Source organism: Lysinibacillus xylanilyticus, from assembly GCF_001183605.1.
GTDB lineage: Bacteria > Bacillota > Bacilli > Bacillales_A > Planococcaceae > Lysinibacillus > Lysinibacillus xylanilyticus.
The window spans coordinates 137,286-157,031 of the sequence record NZ_LFXJ01000008.1 but is presented as its reverse complement, the minus strand read 5'-3'; the positions used below and the strand labels follow the sequence as shown (position 1 = coordinate 157,031).

Annotated in this window: 17 protein-coding genes; 1 reads left to right on the top strand and 16 read right to left on the bottom strand. The window is 37.7% G+C overall.

Annotated elements, in window-relative coordinates:
* Positions 1-119 precede the first annotated feature (119 nt).
* The 8 genes from pnpS to citZ all read right to left on the bottom strand — a co-directional run bounded on the left by pnpS (position 120) and on the right by citZ (position 8,278).
* Entirely contained in the window at positions 120-1,655 is a 1,536-nt protein-coding gene (gene pnpS, locus ACZ11_RS15890) for a two-component system histidine kinase PnpS (RefSeq protein WP_049667509.1), read from the bottom strand.
* Positions 1,652-2,368: a response regulator transcription factor gene (locus ACZ11_RS15885; protein ID WP_049667508.1), complete on the bottom strand. Its 717-nt coding sequence runs from the start codon at positions 2,366-2,368 to the stop codon at positions 1,652-1,654. The genes pnpS and ACZ11_RS15885 overlap by 4 nt, the downstream gene beginning before the upstream one ends.
* Before the next feature lie 52 nt (positions 2,369-2,420).
* A complete protein-coding gene (locus ACZ11_RS15880; protein ID WP_082172833.1) occupies positions 2,421-2,861 on the bottom strand; it encodes a MaoC/PaaZ C-terminal domain-containing protein in 441 nt (146 codons plus the stop codon).
* 149 nt (positions 2,862-3,010) lie between these two features.
* Complete coding sequence (locus ACZ11_RS15875) at positions 3,011-3,805, bottom strand: phosphotransferase family protein (RefSeq protein WP_049667507.1); 795 nt, start codon at positions 3,803-3,805, stop codon at positions 3,011-3,013.
* A gap of 103 nt (positions 3,806-3,908) precedes the next feature.
* Positions 3,909-4,478 (bottom strand): hypothetical protein, encoded by a 570-nt coding sequence (locus ACZ11_RS15870; protein ID WP_049667506.1) that lies wholly within the window; start codon positions 4,476-4,478, stop codon positions 3,909-3,911.
* Positions 4,479-4,576: 98 nt separating this feature from the next.
* Positions 4,577-5,515, bottom strand: a complete 939-nt coding sequence (mdh, locus tag ACZ11_RS15865) for a malate dehydrogenase (RefSeq protein WP_049667505.1) — start codon at positions 5,513-5,515, stop codon at positions 4,577-4,579.
* A gap of 304 nt (positions 5,516-5,819) precedes the next feature.
* The gene (gene icd, locus ACZ11_RS15860) at positions 5,820-7,082 is read right to left on the bottom strand and encodes an NADP-dependent isocitrate dehydrogenase (RefSeq protein ID WP_049667504.1); all 1,263 of its coding nucleotides are present in this window, start codon (positions 7,080-7,082) and stop codon (positions 5,820-5,822) included.
* 80 nt (positions 7,083-7,162) lie between these two features.
* Positions 7,163-8,278, bottom strand: a complete 1,116-nt coding sequence (gene citZ, locus ACZ11_RS15855; RefSeq protein WP_049667503.1) for a citrate synthase — start codon at positions 8,276-8,278, stop codon at positions 7,163-7,165.
* A 251-nt stretch (positions 8,279-8,529) separates the two neighbouring features.
* On the opposite strand from citZ, the gene ACZ11_RS15850 reads away from it, so the two are divergent.
* Positions 8,530-9,495, top strand: a complete 966-nt coding sequence (locus ACZ11_RS15850) for an AI-2E family transporter (RefSeq protein ID WP_049667502.1) — start codon at positions 8,530-8,532, stop codon at positions 9,493-9,495.
* Here ACZ11_RS15850 and ACZ11_RS15845 read toward each other — a convergent pair.
* From ACZ11_RS15845 to dnaE, 8 genes are all read right to left on the bottom strand, one after another.
* Positions 9,479-9,868 (bottom strand): FxsA family protein, encoded by a 390-nt coding sequence (locus ACZ11_RS15845; protein ID WP_049667501.1) that lies wholly within the window; start codon positions 9,866-9,868, stop codon positions 9,479-9,481. The genes ACZ11_RS15850 and ACZ11_RS15845 overlap by 17 nt on opposite strands.
* 409 nt (positions 9,869-10,277) lie before the next feature.
* Entirely contained in the window at positions 10,278-12,038 is a 1,761-nt protein-coding gene (gene pyk, locus ACZ11_RS15840; RefSeq protein ID WP_049667500.1) for a pyruvate kinase, read from the bottom strand.
* Positions 12,039-12,066: 28 nt separating this feature from the next.
* On the bottom strand, positions 12,067-13,026 hold the full coding sequence (gene pfkA / locus ACZ11_RS15835) for a 6-phosphofructokinase (protein ID WP_049667499.1): 960 nt from the start codon (positions 13,024-13,026) through the stop codon (positions 12,067-12,069).
* A 277-nt stretch (positions 13,027-13,303) separates the two neighbouring features.
* Positions 13,304-14,260, bottom strand: a complete 957-nt coding sequence (locus ACZ11_RS15830; protein WP_049667498.1) for an acetyl-CoA carboxylase carboxyltransferase subunit alpha — start codon at positions 14,258-14,260, stop codon at positions 13,304-13,306.
* Positions 14,253-15,101 carry an acetyl-CoA carboxylase, carboxyltransferase subunit beta gene (gene accD / locus ACZ11_RS15825; protein ID WP_049667497.1) on the bottom strand — a complete coding sequence of 283 codons (849 nt, stop codon included), beginning with the start codon at positions 15,099-15,101 and terminating at the stop codon, positions 14,253-14,255. The genes ACZ11_RS15830 and accD overlap by 8 nt, the downstream gene beginning before the upstream one ends.
* Before the next feature lie 21 nt (positions 15,102-15,122).
* Complete coding sequence (locus ACZ11_RS15820; protein WP_049667496.1) at positions 15,123-15,764, bottom strand: FadR/GntR family transcriptional regulator; 642 nt, start codon at positions 15,762-15,764, stop codon at positions 15,123-15,125.
* Between the two features lie 4 nt (positions 15,765-15,768).
* The gene (locus tag ACZ11_RS15815) at positions 15,769-16,461 is read right to left on the bottom strand and encodes a hypothetical protein (RefSeq protein WP_161804471.1); all 693 of its coding nucleotides are present in this window, start codon (positions 16,459-16,461) and stop codon (positions 15,769-15,771) included.
* Positions 16,462-16,658: 197 nt separating this feature from the next.
* On the bottom strand, positions 16,659-19,742 hold the full coding sequence (gene dnaE, locus ACZ11_RS15810; RefSeq protein WP_049667494.1) for a DNA polymerase III subunit alpha: 3,084 nt from the start codon (positions 19,740-19,742) through the stop codon (positions 16,659-16,661).
* Positions 19,743-19,746 lie beyond the last annotated feature (4 nt).

Sequence of the window (19,746 nt, the reverse complement as noted above, 5' to 3'; positions counted from 1 at the left end):
ATCTTTATCTAAAGATTTTTTTGGCTATTTTAAAGTCTTAATAATATATAGGGGGGGTTTCTACTAACAAGTATAAGTCCCTATTGTGAATCTAAAATTGTGCTTTTGTAAAGAATTCGTTAATTTTTCGGAATCATGACTATCATTTTTGTCCCGACGCCAACTTCACTTTCTACCTGAATGCGACCATGATGAGCCTCTACTAAGTGCTTCACAATAGCAAGCCCTAAACCTGTCCCTCCAGAATTTCGGCTTCGCGCACGATCCACACGATAAAACCGTTCAAAGACACGGGCAATTTCATGCTTTTCAATTCCTATACCTTGGTCTTCTATTTCAAGAATACCGTACGTTTCATTTTCCTTTAATCGAATCGTAACGATTGTATTTTCTGGAGAATACGTAATGGCATTGGTGATTAAATTAGTGACAATTTGAATGATACGATTCGCATCACCCATAACCTGAACATCACGTTCAATATCAACATGAAAGCTCATATTCTTCTCATCCAGACGAGGTCCTGTCAGCTCTGCTCCACGTATAAGTACATCTTGCAAGCCCATCGGCATAATATTAACGGTAAAACCATGCTGTTCAATTTTCGATAACTCTAGTAAATCCTGGATAAGCATCTGCAGACGGTTACTTTCCTTATAAATGATCTCCAAAAAAGATAGGAGCATTTTTTCATCCTTATATGCACCATCCAGTAAAGTTTCAGAAAAGCCTTTAATAGATGTAATAGGTGTACGCAATTCATGGGATACATTTGCTACAAAGTCCTTACGAATCTGCTCTAAACGAACAAGCTCTGTAATATCGTGCATAACGATAACGACACCTAGCCATCGACCATGATCCCCTATAACAGGTGCTCCATACACTTCCTTATTGTATAGCTCCTGTTGGACCTCCATTTTAATTTGTTGTCGATAAGGCATTTCTGTTAGAAACACATGGTCGATAAATTGCTCCAGTGATTTAGGTAAGCCAATTGTACGGAAAACTTTTCCTTGTACATCATCAATTAGCATACCGAAACGCTCTAAAAATACACGGTTCACGATAGATATATTCCCCTCACGTCCAATCATCATGAGGGAGCTTCCCATGTTTTCAATTAACGTTTTAAGCCTTTCCTCTTCTACCTCGCGAATCGTAGTAATATCCTGTAAGTTACGTGCTAAAATATTAATGGAGTGACTAAGTGGCATCATGCGTTCATGCTCATTTTCATGAGCACGAGCACGGTAATTTCCCTTCGCCAGTTCAAGTGCTGTATCTGTCACGTTATCAATAGGAGCAGTGAAATTTCGAATCATATAGCGACTTACAATAGCCATTAAAATAAGTGCTATTATAAAAAGAATCGCTAGCACAACATAAAGTCGCGCATGAACATACGATATTAGAGAATCTGTTGCCTCTATGTTTTGAGCAGTATACAGTGCCTCTTTATCTTCTTTTGATAGTTCAATCTTTCGTTCATCTAATACTTGGTTAATGGATTCTTGCATCTGTAAACTAGCCTGCTCATTGTACTGTTCTATATAAACAGGAAAAAGCTGACCTATAACAATCATTAGGACAGCTAATATAGATCCAAGCAATAGCATGAATGTCAAGAATAAGCGGTTGCTCATTGATTTCATGTCGTCTTCGGCTCCTCGAATTTATAGCCAAGGCCACGAATTGTCTTAATGAACATCGGCTTACGGCTATTTTCTTCGATTTTATCGCGAAGGTGGCTTATGTGCACATCTACAATTCGAGTATCACCGGCAAAGTCATACTTCCATACAGCACTTAATAGCTGATCACGTGTTAAAACACGGTTTTTATTTTCAAGTAGATAAATGAGAAGCTCAAATTCCTTTGGTGTAAATTCCAGTGCCTCATCTTGTAAAAATACTTCAAAACGCTCTGGAAAGACACGCAATTGTCCAAACTCATACATTTTCTCTTGAGGCCCATTCTTCTCTTCAGGCACTACATTTTGTGTAAAACGTCTCAAAACAGCCTTTACCCGTGCCAACACTTCGCGCGGACTAAAAGGCTTCGTCATATAATCATCTGCCCCTAGCTCTAGACCAAGTACTTTATCGAACTCGTCATCCTTTGCTGTTAGCATAATAATAGGTGTATTCATACGTTGTTGACGAATTTGTTTACAAACTTCCATACCATCAAGCCTTGGAAGCATCAAATCTAATAAAATTAAATCTGGCTGTATGGCAATTGCCTTATCAAGACCCTCTTGACCATCTGCAGCTGTTTCTACAACATATCCAGCCTGCTCTAAATTATATTTCAATAATGTCGCAATAGAAAATTCATCTTCTACAACTAAAATCGTTTTTGTCATGTGTAAAGCCTCCGTTAGTGATTTGAAACCCCCATTTCAAATCTCAAGACGTCTATAAAGCAAGTGGTGGTGTCACCAGCAAAATACCCTCAATCATAAGCTGTTTCTTCTCATTATATGAGTGTACCGATACAGTAATCGTATTTTCTAATTTATTTACTTCTGTTACCTCTAAAAGAGTATCAAATAATTCATAATGATAGAGCGGTTCTAAATATTTTATATGTTGCTCAATAATTCGTGCGCCTGGTCCAGGAATATACTTTGACACAGCTGAAGTAATAATGCCATTTAACATGATCGTTGGTACAATTGGCTTTTGAAAAGGTGTCATCGCTGCATAATCATGTTGAATATAAAGCGGATTATTATCATTCGTGAGTCCTAAGTAAAGCAATAAATCCTTATCTTCTATCTTCTCGGTAATATGAATCTTCTCGCCAACTGTAATTTCATCAATAGTGAGACCAAGCTTACTGTTTTTTTGAAGCAAAAATACGCCAACCCCTTTTCTATCATATACCTTCATAGTATCAATTTTATTCCAAAAGTACAACGAAAAGCAGAATAACCATTTGATCTTCATTCAGCATCGAGAGATGATTACCTCTTGAAAACAACTCTTTAGTGCAGAACAAAACATTAAAAGAATTCATATAAGCCATTTACAAAATAATTATATACGTTATCATCAATAATCTTTTCCCCGTACCCTTCAAAAAAAATTTCTTTATCTATTTCATTTTCAAAGGCATTGGGCTTTGAGCGTATTGCCAATGATACGTCATATCTTGGGTCTCCATAAGCTCCACTTCCCCAATCAATTACTCCTGTAATTCCCCCGTTGTAGACTAAAACATTATCAATTGTAAAATCTCCGTGAATCAAAGTTTGTTTATAGAAGTTGGGTTTATTAGTTTTAATTTTTTCTAATAATTTCTCATCTCCATCCACTTTATAATTTTTAAAATTATATTCAGCTTGATTTAATATTTGGTCAATCCATTTTCCTTCATAAATTAACTCTTTTGGACAAGGGGTTGTATGGATTTGAAATAAGAGTGCACCAAAATTAAATATCATTTCTTGCCGTTTCTCTTCATTTTTCTCGGTGAATAAAGCAGTCCTTAGTGTTTCCCCCTTTAAAAACTCAAGTAGAGCCCAGGAATCCCTTTGGTTTTCTTGTTCAACAAATTTCTTCACTTTTGGAACAGGTAGTTTTGTTTGATTAGTCAAACAGTTTAATACAGATATTTCTCTATTCAACCAGGAACAAAATAATTCTCCCTTTGTCCTTTTTAGTGCATAAAACCCTTGGCTATTCTCAATTAACCCAACATCAGAAGTGTAACCTTGCCTTGGAAACCTTATAGAAATAATATTTTTAAGATATTCTTTTATTTCAATTGGAATTTCATCGATATGTATTGATTGCATTGAGTACACCCCGTCTAATAAGCATTGTTACTATTTAATTCTTTCTCTATAATCATAATCCCTTCTTCAACTATAATTCAGAACTTCTATTACTGTTCATTTCCTATTGCCGTATAAATAAGCCGTTTTCTTCAATAATCTCTTTACACTTATTAAAACCTATTATTGAATTAGAATAAATTGGAAACGATAAATCATAATTCCCTATTATCATTGTATCCAGTGAAGGAAAGAAAAAATCTGTGAAATATAGTTCAGTTACTGAGAGTTTAGTTAAAAAGACAAGGGCTTCCACGTCTCCTATTTTATAAATTCCCTTACTGTGGGAAAACAGTTTTCGAAAGATGTTCGCCTCGGACCGATTTAAGCAACTTAATTTATATTTGAATGCTTTTTTACTCAAACCTTTTTTATAAATGTGTACATACACTCCACTCTCTTCTATATGAAAAAGTTGTGTAAAAGTATCCGAGAAATTTGCGCCGTACTTTAAATTATGTTTTTCTCCCAATAACTCAAATGCCTCTTCTTCAGTAAGAACGCGATTGAATACGTCCACAATACCGGTATGATTGTATAACTCACTTGGATTTTTAAGGAGGTGAGTGTTAAATCTTTTATATTTTGAATGGAGGATATTGATTTCTTCGTTTGTTGCCAATGTTAATTTCATAATTTCACCTCGATGTTTACTTGTACTAATAATATTTTGTCTCAATACTTAAAAAAAATCGAGTAGGAATGAATCCTACTCGATTTCATAAACTTTTATTAAGCTAAAATTTTCATCACGTTGCGGACAGCCTCTGCCGATTTATCTAAAGCTGCTTTTTCATTGTCTGTTAGTTCAAGTTCAAAGATTTTTTCTATACCATTTGCACCTAATAATGTCGGAACACCTAGATATAAATCATTGTAGCCATATTCGCCTTCTAAGTATGCAATAGATGGAAGTATACGCTTTTGGTCTTTAATGATAGCTTCCGCCATTTCAATAAGCGCCGCTGAAGGAGCATAATATGCAGAACCATTACCAAGAAGGTTAACGATTTCAGCGCCACCTTTACGTGTACGGTCAACAATCTCTTCAAGACGATCTGCTGGGATTAACGATTCTAATGGAATACCACCAGCGAATGAGTAACGAGTAAGTGGCACCATTGTATCACCATGACCACCTAATACAAAACCCGTGATGTCTTTTACCGAGATATTTAGTTCTTCAGCTACAAACGCACAGAAACGAGCCGTATCGAGTACACCTGATTGACCTATTACACGATTTTTAGGGAAACCAGTTTCTTTGAATACTGTGTAAGTCATCGCATCAACTGGGTTTGTAAGAACGAGGATTGTTGCATTTGGTGAGTACTTAGCAATTTCCTTAGAAACAGCTTTCATTACTTCTTGGTTAATTTGAACAAGATCGTCACGGCTCATACCTGGTTTACGAGCAACACCAGCAGTGATGATTACTACATCAGAATCTGCAGTATCTGCATAGTTAGAAGTACCTTTAACATAAGAATCATAGCCTTGCACTGGTGCAGCTTCCCACATATCTAAAGCTTTACCTTTTGTTGGGTTTTCAGCTTGAGGGATATCCACTAACACTACATCACCAAGTTCTTTTTGTGCTGCTAAAAATGCTGCAGTAGCGCCAGTAAAACCGCTACCGATTACTGAGATTTTTTTTCGTTTCAGAGACATTCGAATACGCTCCTTTAAAATTAGGTTATTTAATCAATTATGCCTCGGCATAATTGCGTCAGGAATCGGCTTTGTGCAAGCTTTCCGATTCCGTGACATCCGCCGGAGGCTTCTTCCAGCGGGTGTTTAAACACCCGCTGGAAAAAATTAAAAGAGGGAGGAGAATAAATTCCCCTCCCTCGATTAAACAAGTTCATCGTAAATATTTTATTAAGCTAAGGTCAATAGAAATTTACATTTCACCCTAATTATATCGGCAGAAATACTTCCGCTTTAACTTTAATTTCTATTTTAGAATAGAAAATTATAGGTTTTTGATTAACTCAGTAGCGAATTCTGAACATTTTACTTCTTTAGCGCCGTCCATTAAACGAGCGAAGTCGTAAGTTACAACTTTAGAAGAAATTGTTTGCTCAACAGATTTAGTAATCATGTCAGCTGCTTCTTGCCATCCTAAGTGTTCAAGCATTAATACACCTGAAAGTAATACTGAAGATGGGTTTACTTTATCTTGACCAGCATATTTTGGAGCTGTACCGTGAGTAGCTTCGAAGATCGCGTGTCCAGTTACATAGTTAATGTTCGCGCCTGGAGCGATACCGATACCACCAACTTGAGCAGCTAATGCGTCAGAAATATAGTCACCGTTTAAGTTCATTGTAGCAACTACGTCGAACTCATTTGGACGAGTTAAGATTTGTTGTAAGAAGATATCAGCGATAGAATCTTTAACTAAGATTTTACCAGCTGCTAAAGCGTCAGCTTGTGCTTTGTTTGCTGCTTCTTCACCTTGTTCAGCTTTAATAGCATCATATTGGTTCCAAGTGAACGTTTGATCAGCAAATTCTTTTTCAGCTAATTCATAACCCCATTTTTTGAATCCACCTTCAGTGAATTTCATGATGTTACCTTTGTGTACTAAAGTAACAGATGGGCGTTTATGATTAATAGCATATTCGATCGCAGAACGTACTAAACGCTCAGTACCTTCTTTAGATACAGGTTTTACACCGATACCAGAAGTTTCTGGGAAGCGGATTTGGTTAACACCAAATTCAGATTGTAGGAAGTTGATGATTTTTTGTGCTTGTTCAGAACCAGATTCGAATTCGATACCAGCGTAGATGTCTTCTGTGTTTTCGCGGAAGATAACCATTTCAACGTCTTCTGGACGTTTAACTGGAGAAGGTACTCCATCAAAGTGACGTACTGGACGTAAGCATACATATAGGTCAAGCTGTTGACGTAATGCTACGTTTAGAGAGCGGATACCACCACCGATTGGAGTAGTAAGAGGACCTTTGATTGCGATTAGGTATTCGTTAATTTTGTCTAAAGTTTCTTGTGGTAACCATTCACCAGTTTGGTTGAATGCTTTTTCACCAGCTAAAACTTCTAACCATTCGATTTTCTTTTCACCGTTGTAAGCTTTTTCTACTGCTGCGTCGATTACGCGTGATGCTGCAGCCCAAATATCTGGACCGATTCCGTCACCTTCGATGAAAGGAATCACTGGATTGTTTGGTACATTAAGTACGCCATTTTCAACTACAATTTTGTTTGACATGGATGTTGCCTCCTAAATTCATAATCATAGGACTGTGTTATCAGTAACACAGTCCCAAATATTCTAGCATATTTTCCGAATTAGCGCTCGCTGATTGGAACATATTTTTGCATGCCTGGTCCAACATACTCTGCACGTGGACGGATTAGGCGGTTGTTAGCATATTGCTCTAGAATATGAGCTACCCAACCAGAAGTACGTGATACTGCGAAAATTGGTGTAAATAGGTCATGATCAATACCTAAAGAATCATACACTGACGCAGAGAAGAAGTCTACGTTTGCAGGTAATTTCTTTTGTTCTACGATCATGTCATGGATTTTAACTGACATTTCATAAAGCTCTGGTTTACCAGTTAGCTCAGTTAATTTTTGTGACATTACACGTAAGTGTGGTGCACGTGGGTCGCCTTTGCGGTATACGCGGTGACCGAAGCCCATGATTTTTTCTTTGTTATCTAATTTATTTTGAATATAAGATTCAACGTTTTCAAGTGAGCCGATTTCAGTTAACATTTTCATAACTTGCTCATTTGCACCACCATGAAGTGGTCCTTTTAAAGCACCGATAGCTGCAGTTACACCAGAATAAACATCAGATAATGTAGCTACACATACACGTGCTGTGAATGTAGATGCATTTAATTCGTGATCAGCATGTAATACTAATGCTTTGTCGAATGCTTCAATTTCGATTGCTGCTGGTTCTTCACCTTTAAGCATGTATAAGAAGTTTGCTGCATATCCTAATTCTGGTTTTGGCGCAACTGGCTCTAAACCTTTACGAACACGTGCAAATGCAGTAACTACTGTAGCAATTTTAGCTTGTAAACGGATTGCTTTACGGTAGTTAGCTTCTGTATCCATAACATCCGCTTCTTCATCGAATACACCAAGTAAAGATACTGCAGTACGTAGTGCAGCCATTGGATGTACAGTTGAAAGTGGGTATGATTTGAATTGGTCTACAATTGCTTGTGGAATAGACATGTTGTCTGCCAATTGTTGTTTTAATTCAGCTAGCTCGTCCGCTTTTGGTAAACGAGTATGCCATAATAAATAAATTACCTCTTCGAATGACGCGTTCTCTGCTAAATCATCAATGTTGTAACCAACATATGTAAGTGTGTCATCGATAATTGAACTGATTTTAGATTCCGCTGCTACGATACCTTCTAAACCTTTAGTTGCTGACATAAATTATCGCTCCCTCATAATATATTTTTTAGTTGTAAATGCAGTTATTAGCTCACATTTACGTTTTTTGCTCATATGAACCATTAAGTTAATCGCTTACATTGCTATTATAATCATTTTTGACAGCTTTGTGAATGAAAAACCTCCGAATAAAGAAAAAGGCGCACGAGCGATTATAAATAAGTTTTAAAGAGATTCTTTTATACATTTCAATATTAATTTATCATTTGAAACGGGGTGAATTTGTAAAAATGAGGAATATTAAATATTTTTCATACGAAAGAACTACAGGTGTTTTGCTTTTTATATTCTATTTGGTTATATTGTGGTTCGTTTTACCTGTATCACTTGCGATTTTTTTGTCTTTTTCTACGTATCCTATCATGAAATTCCTTCACTCGTATTGTAGAATGACCTATTGGCTTGCAGCAATTATTGTTGAAGCACTTATACTAGCTTGCATTTTTCTTCTTGTTATCATATCTATAAACAGTATTATTCTTGTCTTCCCTGAAATCAGAGATACACTACAAAATTTCCCACTTTTCAATGAATATGAATCAATGTTCATCCAAGTTTTAAAGGAAAAATCGCTTTCTATCTTCGATTCAATCTTTTTATACACAGCTAATATTTTCCAAATATTAATGAAGCATGTAATTGAAGTATTTATATTCCTTGTTGCTTACTATTTCGCCCTATTGGAAACCCGCAAATCCCGATATTGGTTTTTTCAATATGTGCCAAAAAAATTCCGTAATGAATGGCAGAAGCACTTTTCTAAAATTATGCAGCTATTTCATTACTTTTTGTACGTGGAGTTTCAGCTATTTACGATTACACTGCTCATTCTTTGTGCGGGATTTATGATTCTCCAATTTGAACAAGCCATCATTAAAGCTTTTATAGTTGCATTTGCAGATGTACTTCCGTTCTTCGGGATTGGAGTATTCCTTGTACCCATGAGCATTTATTTTTACTTAAAAGGCAATACCTTTTTATGTGTTTCAATTTTACTTTTGTATCTCTTCGTTCAATTAACAAGGCAGCTAGCTGAATCCATGCTTTGGTCGAATACATTACAGTTACGTACTTTCCACACCTTTTTCATCAGTGCTGCCTCTATTTTATTATTTGGTTTTTACGGCATTTTACTGAGCCCTATATTTTTATTTTTGGCAGTTAAACTAAAGGATAATGCTATTTTTGAACGATGATAAATTGACCTTTTTTCATTTTTTTCCGCATCCAATAATAAAAGATTGGCTGGAACATTTTACGAGAAAAAGGCATGAGCAGTAATACTCCAACAAGATCTGTTATAAAACCTGGTAATGCTAGAAGTACACCACCACTGAAATTTAATACTGTGTCAACTAATGCTGGCCCTGGAGCTTCTCCGCGTGCTATCGTATTTTTTACCTTTTGTACAGAATTCATACCTTTATTTTTCACTATATAAATACCTATAATACTCGTAGCGACTATAAGCAATAATGTATTTAGAATACCAATACTTTGACCAATTACTATTAATAACGCCAACTCGGCTAATGCATAGACAATGAAACCAAGAAAAACTTTTCTCATATTTTTCTCCTTTCTATCTGAAAAAGCTATACCTTATATACGTTATTATAGCCCATTAAGTTTCATTAAAAAAATAATGGGTCCTATTTAAGAGATGACGACGCTATTATTTTTATAGTAAATCTCATTCCACGAGAGAAAAGGATCGATTTCAATTTGGTTAAATATTGTTTAAACGCTCATAACCATAACGTGGGGTTGATTTCCGTTCCGGCAGGGCGCTTTCCTGGGGGCGTCCAGCTTCCACTCCAATCAACTTATACACACGACATAATTATTAACAAAATGTCAGTCCTAGATTTAGGTGAAACACCGCAAAATGCTATTTACTTCTATTTAATAAGAAAAGCTCTAGTACAATTATTTGCACTAGAGCTTTTTTATAGACAAAAACATTTGCTAAAAGAAATTAAAGTACACTTGCATGCCCTTTGTAAATAACTCCTGTTTCAGCATCCATTGTAATTTCTTGACCGTGGGGAATCAATGTAGTGGCTTCTTTTACTCCGACGATAACAGGGATACCAAGGCTTAGTCCTACAACCGCTGCATGACTTGTTAGCCCGCCCTCCTCTGTAATCAGACCAATACAATTTTCAAGTGCTGGCATCATATCACGATCTGAGCCAAGCGTTACTAAAATGCATCCTTCTGTATCATAAGCTAGTGCCTCTGCTGCATTTTTCGCAACAACTGTTTTACCTACTACTGAAGCTTTGCCGATTCCTTGACCACGAGCTAATAAATCTCCGATGATGTGTACCTTCATTAAGTTAGTTGTACCTGCTTCACCTACTGGTACACCTGCTGTAATGACAACTGCATCACCGTGCGTTACAAAACCATGCTTCAAACTTTCATCAACAGCTAGCTCTAAAATTTCATCTGTTGTCGAAACTCGTTGACAAACAACTGGGTTTACACCCCAAACAAGTGTTAATGCATGAGCTGTATTGGAAGAACCTGTTACAGCGACAATCGGTACACCTGGGCGATATTTTGCAATCATTCTAGCTGTGTTTCCACTTTCTGTTGGTGCTAGTACTGCCTTTACACCTAAGTTAATCGAAGTATATGCTACAGCCTGAGAAATCGCCTCAGTCATATTTGCCTCTTTTTCACGACTACGTGTAGAGACGATTGCCTTATAGTCTAATGAATTTTCTGTACGCTGTGCGATTTTATTCATTGTTTGTACGGACTCTACTGGATAAAGCCCTGCTGCCGTTTCACCAGATAGCATAATTGCATCTGTACCATCGATAATTGCGTTTGCTACGTCACTAGCCTCTGCTCGTGTTGGGCGTGGATTACGCTGCATCGAATCTAACATTTGTGTAGCTGTAATAACTGGTTTACCTACTTGATTACATTTTAAAATTAATTTCTTTTGTACAAGTGGTACTTCTTCTGCCGGGATTTCTACACCTAGGTCACCACGTGCTACCATTAATCCATCTGAAACTAAGATGATTTCATCGATATTATCGACACCCTCTTGGTTTTCGATTTTCGGAATAATTTGAATGTGGTTACCGCCATTTTGTTCAAGTAATTCTCGAATTTCTAGTACATCCTTTGCTCGACGAACAAACGAGGCTGCAATAAAATCAACACCCTGTTTAATACCGAATAGAATGTCCTGTGCATCTTTTTCTGTAATTCCAGGAAGCTGTACAGAAACACCTGGCACGTTAACACCCTTTTTATTTTTTAAGACACCTGTATTTTCAACAATCGTATGAATAAGGCCTTTTTCCATATCTTTTGCTAATACACGTAATTGAATAAGTCCATCGTCTAATAAAATAATAGAGTTTTGCTCAACGTCCTCGATTAAACGATCATACGTTACAGAGAAGCTTGACTCAGTTCCTTCAACTTCAGTCATTGAAATATCAATTACTTGCCCTGCTGCTAAATGCAATTCTCCGTTTTTCATATTATGTGTACGAATTTCAGGACCTTTTGTGTCGAGTAAAATTCCAACTGGTTTCCCTAATTTTTGTGCTACTTCGCGAATTAAATTAATACGTACTTCGTGCTCCTCATGAGAACCATGGGAAAAGTTTAAGCGGGCTACATTCATACCTGCTTCAATTAGTTTCTCTAAAACTTCTGGTGATTCACTTGCTGGACCAATTGTACATACGATTTTTGTTTTTCTCATTTTCTGCCCACTCCGTTTTTATAACAAATTATATTGATAGTTCTTTCATTAAAGTATATAAGCTTACATCTGCCTCATGATTTTTTTCGAAAGCCTCAGGCATATCATAGTCAATAACTTGATGATTGCGGATACCTACCGCCCTGCCAGACTTCCCTTCCATTAGCAATTCAACTGCATGTGCACCGAATTGACTCGCTAGAACACGATCACGCGCAGTTGGTGAACCGCCACGTTGGATATGTCCAAGAACAGAAACACGCGTTTCTTTTCCTGTTTTTTCAAATAATAGTTTTGCCAGTTCATTACCAGACATGACACCCTCAGCAACTATAATAATGCTATGCTTTTTCTCACGAGCTGCCCCACGATCTAAGCGTGCCACAATGTCATCCAAATTATAATCTTCTTCTGGAATTAAAACCGTTTCAGCTCCAGCTGCAAGACCTGCCCATAAAGCAATGTCCCCTGCATCTCGCCCCATTACCTCAACAATAAAGGAATTTTCATGGGAAGTTGCTGTATCACGGATTTTATCAATTGATTCCACAACCGTATTTAGTGCAGTATCAAATCCTATAGTATACTCGGTTCCAGGCACGTCATTATCAATTGTTCCTGGTACGCCAACAACAGGAAAGCCTTTTTTCACTAAATCCATAGCTCCACGGTAAGAACCATCACCGCCAATAACGACTAGTCCTTCAATGCCAGCTTCACGCATATTATCAATGCCTCGCTGCTGAACAGCGTCTTCTTTAAATTCAGGACATCTTGCTGAATTTAAATGTGTACCACCACGTTGAATAATGCCACCTACTGAACCTAAATCAAGATTTTCCATGTTGCCTTTTATTAAGCCATCATAGCCATGCTTAATTCCGACAACATCAATTCCATGATATGCTGCTTTACGAACGACTGCACGAATGGCTGCATTCATTCCTGGCGCATCTCCACCACTTGTTAATACGGCAATTTTTTTCATTGTCGAACCTCCTGCAGATACTATTATTATTCACATTAACATGAAAAAACAAACTATGTAAGTGTTCTGAGGCTAGAAAAACATAACTTTTACATAAAAAATAAAAAGAATGCGCTTTCACACACTCTTTCCACTTGAAAACATCCTAAATTTAACATTTATTCAATATATCTTCATCGTTTTTTACGCTATTCACTCTCGTTTTTTTATTAATATAAATCACAATTATTAACTATTTTCGAGCAAAATAACATATTCAAAAACTTAAAAGTGTAATTTACGCTTCTGTATATTGTCCAATTTTTTTGAATTTCTCGTAACGGTCTTCAATTAATTGTTCGCCATTTAAAGAATTTAATGCTTTAAGTGTATCGCTTATACATTCTTTTATATTAAGTGCTTGCTTCGCTACATTGCGATGTGCTCCACCTGTAATCTCAGAGATAATTCCATCAATAACACCAAGTTCTTTTAAGTCAGGTGCTGTTATACGCATTGCTTCAGCTGCTTGCTTCGCTAGGCTACCATCACGCCATAAAATCGACGCAGCTCCTTCTGGTGAGATAACCGAATATGTTGAGTTTTCTAGCATAAAGACACGATTTGCTACACCTAATGCAAGTGCACCACCGCTTCCGCCTTCCCCAATAACGATTGAAATAACCGGTACTGTTAAGCCCGCCATTTCGACTAGATTTCTAGCAATCGCTTCACTTTGACCGCGTTCTTCAGCTGCCTTACCCGGATAAGCACCTTTCGTATCAATAAAACAAATAATTGGACGGTTAAACTTCTCAGCCTGTTTCATTAAACGTAATGCCTTACGATATCCTTCAGGGTGTGGCATACCGAAATTTCGACGTATGTTTTCCTTTGTGGATTTTCCGCGTTGGTGTCCAATAATTGTTATCGGCTGGCCCTCAAAAAATGCAATTCCGCCAAGAATAGCTGCATCATCACCAAACGTACGATCACCATGTAACTCAATAAAGTTTTCACATATAGCTTCTATATATTGTAAAGTTGTTGGTCGTTCTGGGTGTCTAGCAACCTGTACACGATCCCATGGCTTCATATTGGCATAAATTGATTGTTCAAGCTGTGTCAGACGTGTTTCAAGCTTTTCGATTTCGCCTGTCATATCTACATCTGCTTCGGTAGCAAGCGTTTTTAATTCATCAATTTTTTCACGTAGTTGTACTACTGGTTCTTCAAAAGCTAAATTTTTAGACATGTTGCACGCCGCCTTTCGTATGCATTTTTACAAGTACAGCTACTTGGTTTCGTAAATCTTTTCGATGGAAAATGGCATCAAGCTGACCATGCGCCAGTAAAAATTCAGCCGTTTGGAAATCACTTGGTAGTTTTTCTCTTACTGTTTCTTCGATTACACGACGACCAGCAAAGCCAATCAATGCTTGTGGCTCCGCGATATTAATATCTCCAACAGAGGCAAAACTCGCAGAAACGCCACCTGTTGTAGGATGCGTTAGTATTGAAATAAACAATAGACCTTCATCACTATGACGTTTTAATGCCACACTCGTTTTTGCCATTTGCATTAATGATAGGACGCCTTCTTGCATGCGCGCTCCGCCACTTGCTGTAAAGATAATAAACGGTACACGTAATTCAGTAGCTTTTTCAACAGCACGTGTAATTTTTTCTCCGACAACTGAGCCCATTGAACCCATACGGAAATGAGAATCCATAATTGCTACAACAATTTCTTCTCCATCAAGGGTCCCTTTTCCTGTCAGTACAGCTTCGTTTAATCCCGTTTTTTGTTGATCCGCTGAAATTTTTTCAACATAAGCAGGGAAATTAAGAGGATTACTTGTTTGTAAATGATCGTCCATTGAAACAAATGAACCTTCATCTAAAAAACAGGCTACGCGCTCCTGTGCTGTCATTTTGAAGTGATGGTCACATTTTGAACATACTTTATTATTTTTTTCTAATTCCTTCGTTAATTGAATGTGACGGCATTCTGGACATTTTGTCATAAGTCCTTCTGGAAATCCCTTTTCTTGTCCATCCTCTTTCTTTTTAGTAAATAGGCTACGAATTGCCATGTTTGACTCCCCCTTTGTTGTCTAATTACTTTGTACAGTCTTCATCCACTGCTCGTAAGCTTTTAATGCTTCTTTTTCATAGCCTAGCTGCATCGATTTCAACATAGTTTGAATGATTAATTTTTCTTCTTCTGTTGAGTTTCGATTTAAACGGTCACCGTCATAAACTGCTAATTGAAACCATACTTTTAGTGAAAGACGATTTCCTGACGTGATTATTATTTCCCGTAAAACATCCAGACAATTAATCGTATCTTCTATCTCTAGCTTTACAAAAAAACTGTCCCACACAGATAGTGTTCGCAGAGTTTCTATACAACTTATTACGCGAATAGCTTCCTTTTCATGAATTTGTCGCGTTAATTCGACATCCTTTTTTGATTTTTCATCTTCTAATATAAACATCGACAGTATTTCTACGAGCTGATGCTTTTGTGTGGAAGCTAGGAATGTACCTCCCCCATGTTTCGTTTCAATAAGACCTAACAATTCTAAGCTTCGCAATGCCTCTCTCACAGAGGATCGCCCGACACCTAGACGTTCTGAAAGGACTCGTTCAGAAGGGAGCTTTTCACCAGCCTGTATTTTTTCCGTTTTAATAAGTTGTCGTAGTTGCTGGACGATATCTAAAAACACTTTCTTTTGTTCGATTTTTTTATCCATACGATCAACTCCTCGTTCTATCATTTTCGCCTTGGCCTAATTGTTGCTGTCGCTTCGCTTTCGCACAGAAAAACATTTGTTGCTGTCGCTTCGCTTTCGCACAGAAAAACATTTGTTGCTGTCGCTTCGCTTTCGCACAGAAAAACATTTGTTGCTGTCGCTTCGCTTTCGCACAGAAAAACATTTGTTGCTGTCGCTTCGCTTTCGCACAGAAAAACATTTGTTGCTGTCGCTTCGCTTTCGCACAGAAAAACATTTGTTGCTGTCGCTTCGCTTTCGCACAGAAAAACATTTGTTGCTGTCGCTTCGCTTTCGCACAGAAAAACATTTGTTGCTGTCGCTTCGCTTTCGCACAGAAAAACATTTGTTGCTGTCGCTTCGCTTTCGCACAGAAAAACATTTGTTGCTGTCGCTTCGCTTTCGCACAGAAAAACATTTGTTGCTGTCGCTTCGCTTTCGCACAGAAAAACATTTGTTGCTGTCGCTTCGCTTTCGCACAGAAAAACATTTGTTGCTGTCGCTTCGCTTTCGCACAGAAAAACATTTGTTGCTGTCGCTTCGCTTTCGCACAGAAAAACATTTGTTGCTGTCGCTTCGCTTTCGCTACATAAAACATTTGTTGCTGTCGCTTCGCTTTCGCTACATAAAACATTTGTTGCTGTCGCTTCGCTTTTGCGCAGATAAACAATGCGTCCAAAGGCTTTATCTTCATTCAGAAAGTATTTGGAAACCTAACTAAATCCACCACCTTCGGAAGATGGAGTCTTCTACTGATTCAAGACAAAAGTGGTCTGGCCACTTTTCAACATTGACTATAGCTTACAAAAAAATTATTAAAAAGTAAAGAAAAAAACTGCATAAAAATTTATGCAGTTTCTAGAATTTTCTTCAATTTCATATTCTTTTCGTCGTTTGTGCATGTTTTACTTTCACTTGAGGTTTACCAAAGCGCCTTTCTAGCGTTCCCTCAATGTAAAGCAATTCATCTTCTAGTAACAGCTCTTGAACAAGATGAAAAACTTGCGGGAATAAAGTTACAGACACCGTTCCAAACTCATCCTGAAGCTGCACAAAGGCCATTTGTTCACCTTTTTTTGTGCGTATTTTTTTTACTTCTTCTATCATGCCAATCATTTTTACATACGTTCCATCACGAGCATGTTTTAACTCTCGGCATGTATTATTTACTTCATTCCAAAAAGCTCTTTCCTCTGAGACCGGATGTGCTGAGATATAAAAACCAAGACTTTCCTTTTCATGGAGTAATTTTTCTTTTTGTTGCATTGCTTCCGCTTCCATATACTTCGGTTTACCAAAACTAAAGGCAGTAGCCGATTCTATATCTATGTCCTCAGTTGGTCTTAACAGTTCAGCATGCTTTAAGGCTGCCTCCAATGTTGCAATTAGTACAGCACGATCTTTACCTATATAATCGAGGGCACCCGCGAAAATTAAAGATTCCATAACTTTTGGTTTAAAATGCTGTGCACTTAAAGCAACCGCCAAGTCAAATAGATTATTAAATGCTTCTGCGTTCGTTTTGCGTAAGGTACTCACCGTCTCTATAAATGTATGAGGTACTCCCTTTATTCCGGATAAACTATAGCGAATTCCATCCTTTTCAACAGTAAAAAATTTTGTACTCTGTTTTAATGAAGGTGGATAAAATGGAATCCCCTTCTCTTTCGCTTCACTCACAACCTGTAGGATTTTCTCTACATTTCCTGTTGCATTTGATAAAAGTGCTGTATAAAAGCTTTGTGGGAAATGTGCCTTTAAATAAGCCATTTGGTAGGAAATAACGCTATATGCGACAGCATGGCTTTTTGGGAAACCATAGTCTGCAAAGCGCACAATTAATGCATACACTTCTTCTGCCACATGAACGTCAAAGCCTTGCTTCATTGCTCCCTTTACAAACGCGGCACGTTGCTCCTCTAATACTTGACGATTTTTCTTACTTACCGCCCGACGCAATAAATCCGCTTGTCCCATTGTAAAACCTGCCATCACCGAAGCAATTTGCATGATCTGTTCTTGATAAACTATGACACCAAACGTCTCTCTTAAAATGGGTTCTAAAGCTGGATGTGGCATAGTAACTGATTCCCTACCTGCTTTTCGTCTTGCATATACAGGAATAAAATCCATCGGACCAGGGCGATACAAAGCGTTGATTGCTACTATATCTAAAAAATGATTTGGATGAATATCACGTAAAGCTTGCTTCATACCTTCAGATTCTAATTGGAAAATCCCTAATGTATCTCCCGTTTGAAGAAGTTTAAATGTCTTTTCATCCTGCATTGGAATAAGGTCAAACTCTATCCAAGGACCACCCGCTTTATAAATTGACCAACGTATCTGCTCTAAAATTGTCAGGTTGCGCAATCCTAAAAAGTCCATTTTGACAAGTCCACTAGCTTCTACATCTCCCATCGGCCATTGCGTACAATATATTCCATCATGCCCTTCTTCAATCGGTATCGTATTGACTAACGGTGAAGGTGACAGCACAATCCCAGCCGCATGAGTAGAAGAATTTCTTGGCAACCCTTCAAGTTTTAACGCCACTTCAAACCAGCGACGATGTTTTTCATCCTCGGCTAGCCAGCCTTGTAAGCCTTGTGATTCGGCCAGTGCTTTTTGCAATGTTATCCCAGGTTTATTTGGAATCATTTTTGAGATTTTCTCCAATGTTTCAGCGTCAAAACCAAAAACACGGGCAACATCTCTAGCTACTGCCTTAGCAGATAAAGTGCCAAACGTAATAATTTGCGCTACATTTGCCTTTCCATATTTCTGAGCGACATAATGGATGACTTTTTGTCTTTTACTGTCCACAAAATCGATATCAATATCTGGCAATGTAACACGTTCAGGGTTTAAAAATCGTTCAAATAATAAGCCGTAAACTAATGGATCTACTTGCGTAATTGATAAGCTATAAGCCACAAGAGAACTAGCTGAAGAACCACGACCAGGACCTGTTAAAATACGATTTTCTTTAGCAAAATGCATAAAATCTGCAACAATTAAAAAATAATCTGCAAAGCCCATTGAACAAATAATTTCAAGTTCATATTGAAGTCGCTCCTTATAAACTTGAGGAATTTCAGTTTGCTTTAAACGTTCTGCCAATCCTGCAAAAGCCTCTTCGACAAGCAAGCTTTCGGCCGTTTCCCCAGTTGGCACAGGAAATTTAGGCATTTGAACGTGCATTTCAGGAATTTCCGCCGTACAGCTAGCTAGCATCGTTGCACTAGACTCAAGCCATTCTGGATGATCTGAAAACCAGCTTTGCCATTCCTCTTTCGTTGGAGCGAAATAACCTTGTAAATGAGTTGATAACATTGTGCCGGTAAGCTTGTCACCTGAATCTATCGCTCTTGCAACCTCAAAGGCAAAATGATCTTCTGGACGTAAAAAATAGCAGCTCTGAGAGGCAACCATCGTTATGTTCATAGTTTCACACCATGCTACAAACGTATCTTCTTTTTCAGCTCTTATTCCTGCAGGTCTTGCTATACCCATAAATAAAAGCTTACCAAATACCTTGTTTAGAGCACTTGCTACTTCAGTCCAATCCTCAATTTCTATTAAGTCATCCGAAGAAAGTAAAGCTACACAACCCGCTGCATATCCTTCAAGCCATTTCCAAGGAAGCGCATCATCCTCTCGAATTGAAACTGCGCTACTAATCTTTAAAAGATGCTGGTAGCCTTCTTCCGTCTGAGCATATAGCACAAGTGGAACTTTTCTTTCTTGCCACTGTACATTTATTGTGAGCCCTAATACAGCATGAATATTCGCTTGCTGCAATGCTTTACTAAAAGGCAAAAGCCCGTACAATTTTGAATTGACGATTGCACAGGCTTGAGTATTTTGCTCTTGTAAAAAAGGGATCAATTGTTCAAGCCGAATCGTACTTTTCAATAAATCCGCACTCGTATGCATTTTCGTATATACATGTGTCAAATGA

Excerpts from the sequence above, each read along its gene's own strand:
- ACZ11_RS15875 (WP_049667507.1), bottom strand. The coding sequence starts at position 3,805 with ATGCAATCAATACATATCGATGAAATTCCAATTGAAATAAAAGAATAT.
- ACZ11_RS15830 (WP_049667498.1), bottom strand. The coding sequence starts at position 14,260 with ATGTCTAAAAATTTAGCTTTTGAAGAACCAGTAGTACAACTACGTGAA.
- citZ (WP_049667503.1), bottom strand. The coding sequence starts at position 8,278 with ATGTCAGCAACTAAAGGTTTAGAAGGTATCGTAGCAGCGGAATCTAAA.
- ACZ11_RS15850 (WP_049667502.1), top strand. The coding sequence starts at position 8,530 with ATGAGGAATATTAAATATTTTTCATACGAAAGAACTACAGGTGTTTTG.
- ACZ11_RS15870 (WP_049667506.1), bottom strand. The coding sequence starts at position 4,478 with ATGAAATTAACATTGGCAACAAACGAAGAAATCAATATCCTCCATTCA.
- ACZ11_RS15885 (WP_049667508.1), bottom strand. The coding sequence starts at position 2,368 with ATGACAAAAACGATTTTAGTTGTAGAAGATGAATTTTCTATTGCGACA.
- pnpS (WP_049667509.1), bottom strand. The coding sequence starts at position 1,655 with ATGAAATCAATGAGCAACCGCTTATTCTTGACATTCATGCTATTGCTT.
- ACZ11_RS15820 (WP_049667496.1), bottom strand. The coding sequence starts at position 15,764 with ATGGATAAAAAAATCGAACAAAAGAAAGTGTTTTTAGATATCGTCCAG.
- ACZ11_RS15845 (WP_049667501.1), bottom strand. The coding sequence starts at position 9,868 with ATGAGAAAAGTTTTTCTTGGTTTCATTGTCTATGCATTAGCCGAGTTG.
- pyk (WP_049667500.1), bottom strand. The coding sequence starts at position 12,038 with ATGAGAAAAACAAAAATCGTATGTACAATTGGTCCAGCAAGTGAATCA.
- icd (WP_049667504.1), bottom strand. The coding sequence starts at position 7,082 with ATGTCAAACAAAATTGTAGTTGAAAATGGCGTACTTAATGTACCAAAC.
- pfkA (WP_049667499.1), bottom strand. The coding sequence starts at position 13,026 with ATGAAAAAAATTGCCGTATTAACAAGTGGTGGAGATGCGCCAGGAATG.
- mdh (WP_049667505.1), bottom strand. The coding sequence starts at position 5,515 with ATGTCTCTGAAACGAAAAAAAATCTCAGTAATCGGTAGCGGTTTTACT.
- accD (WP_049667497.1), bottom strand. The coding sequence starts at position 15,101 with ATGGCAATTCGTAGCCTATTTACTAAAAAGAAAGAGGATGGACAAGAA.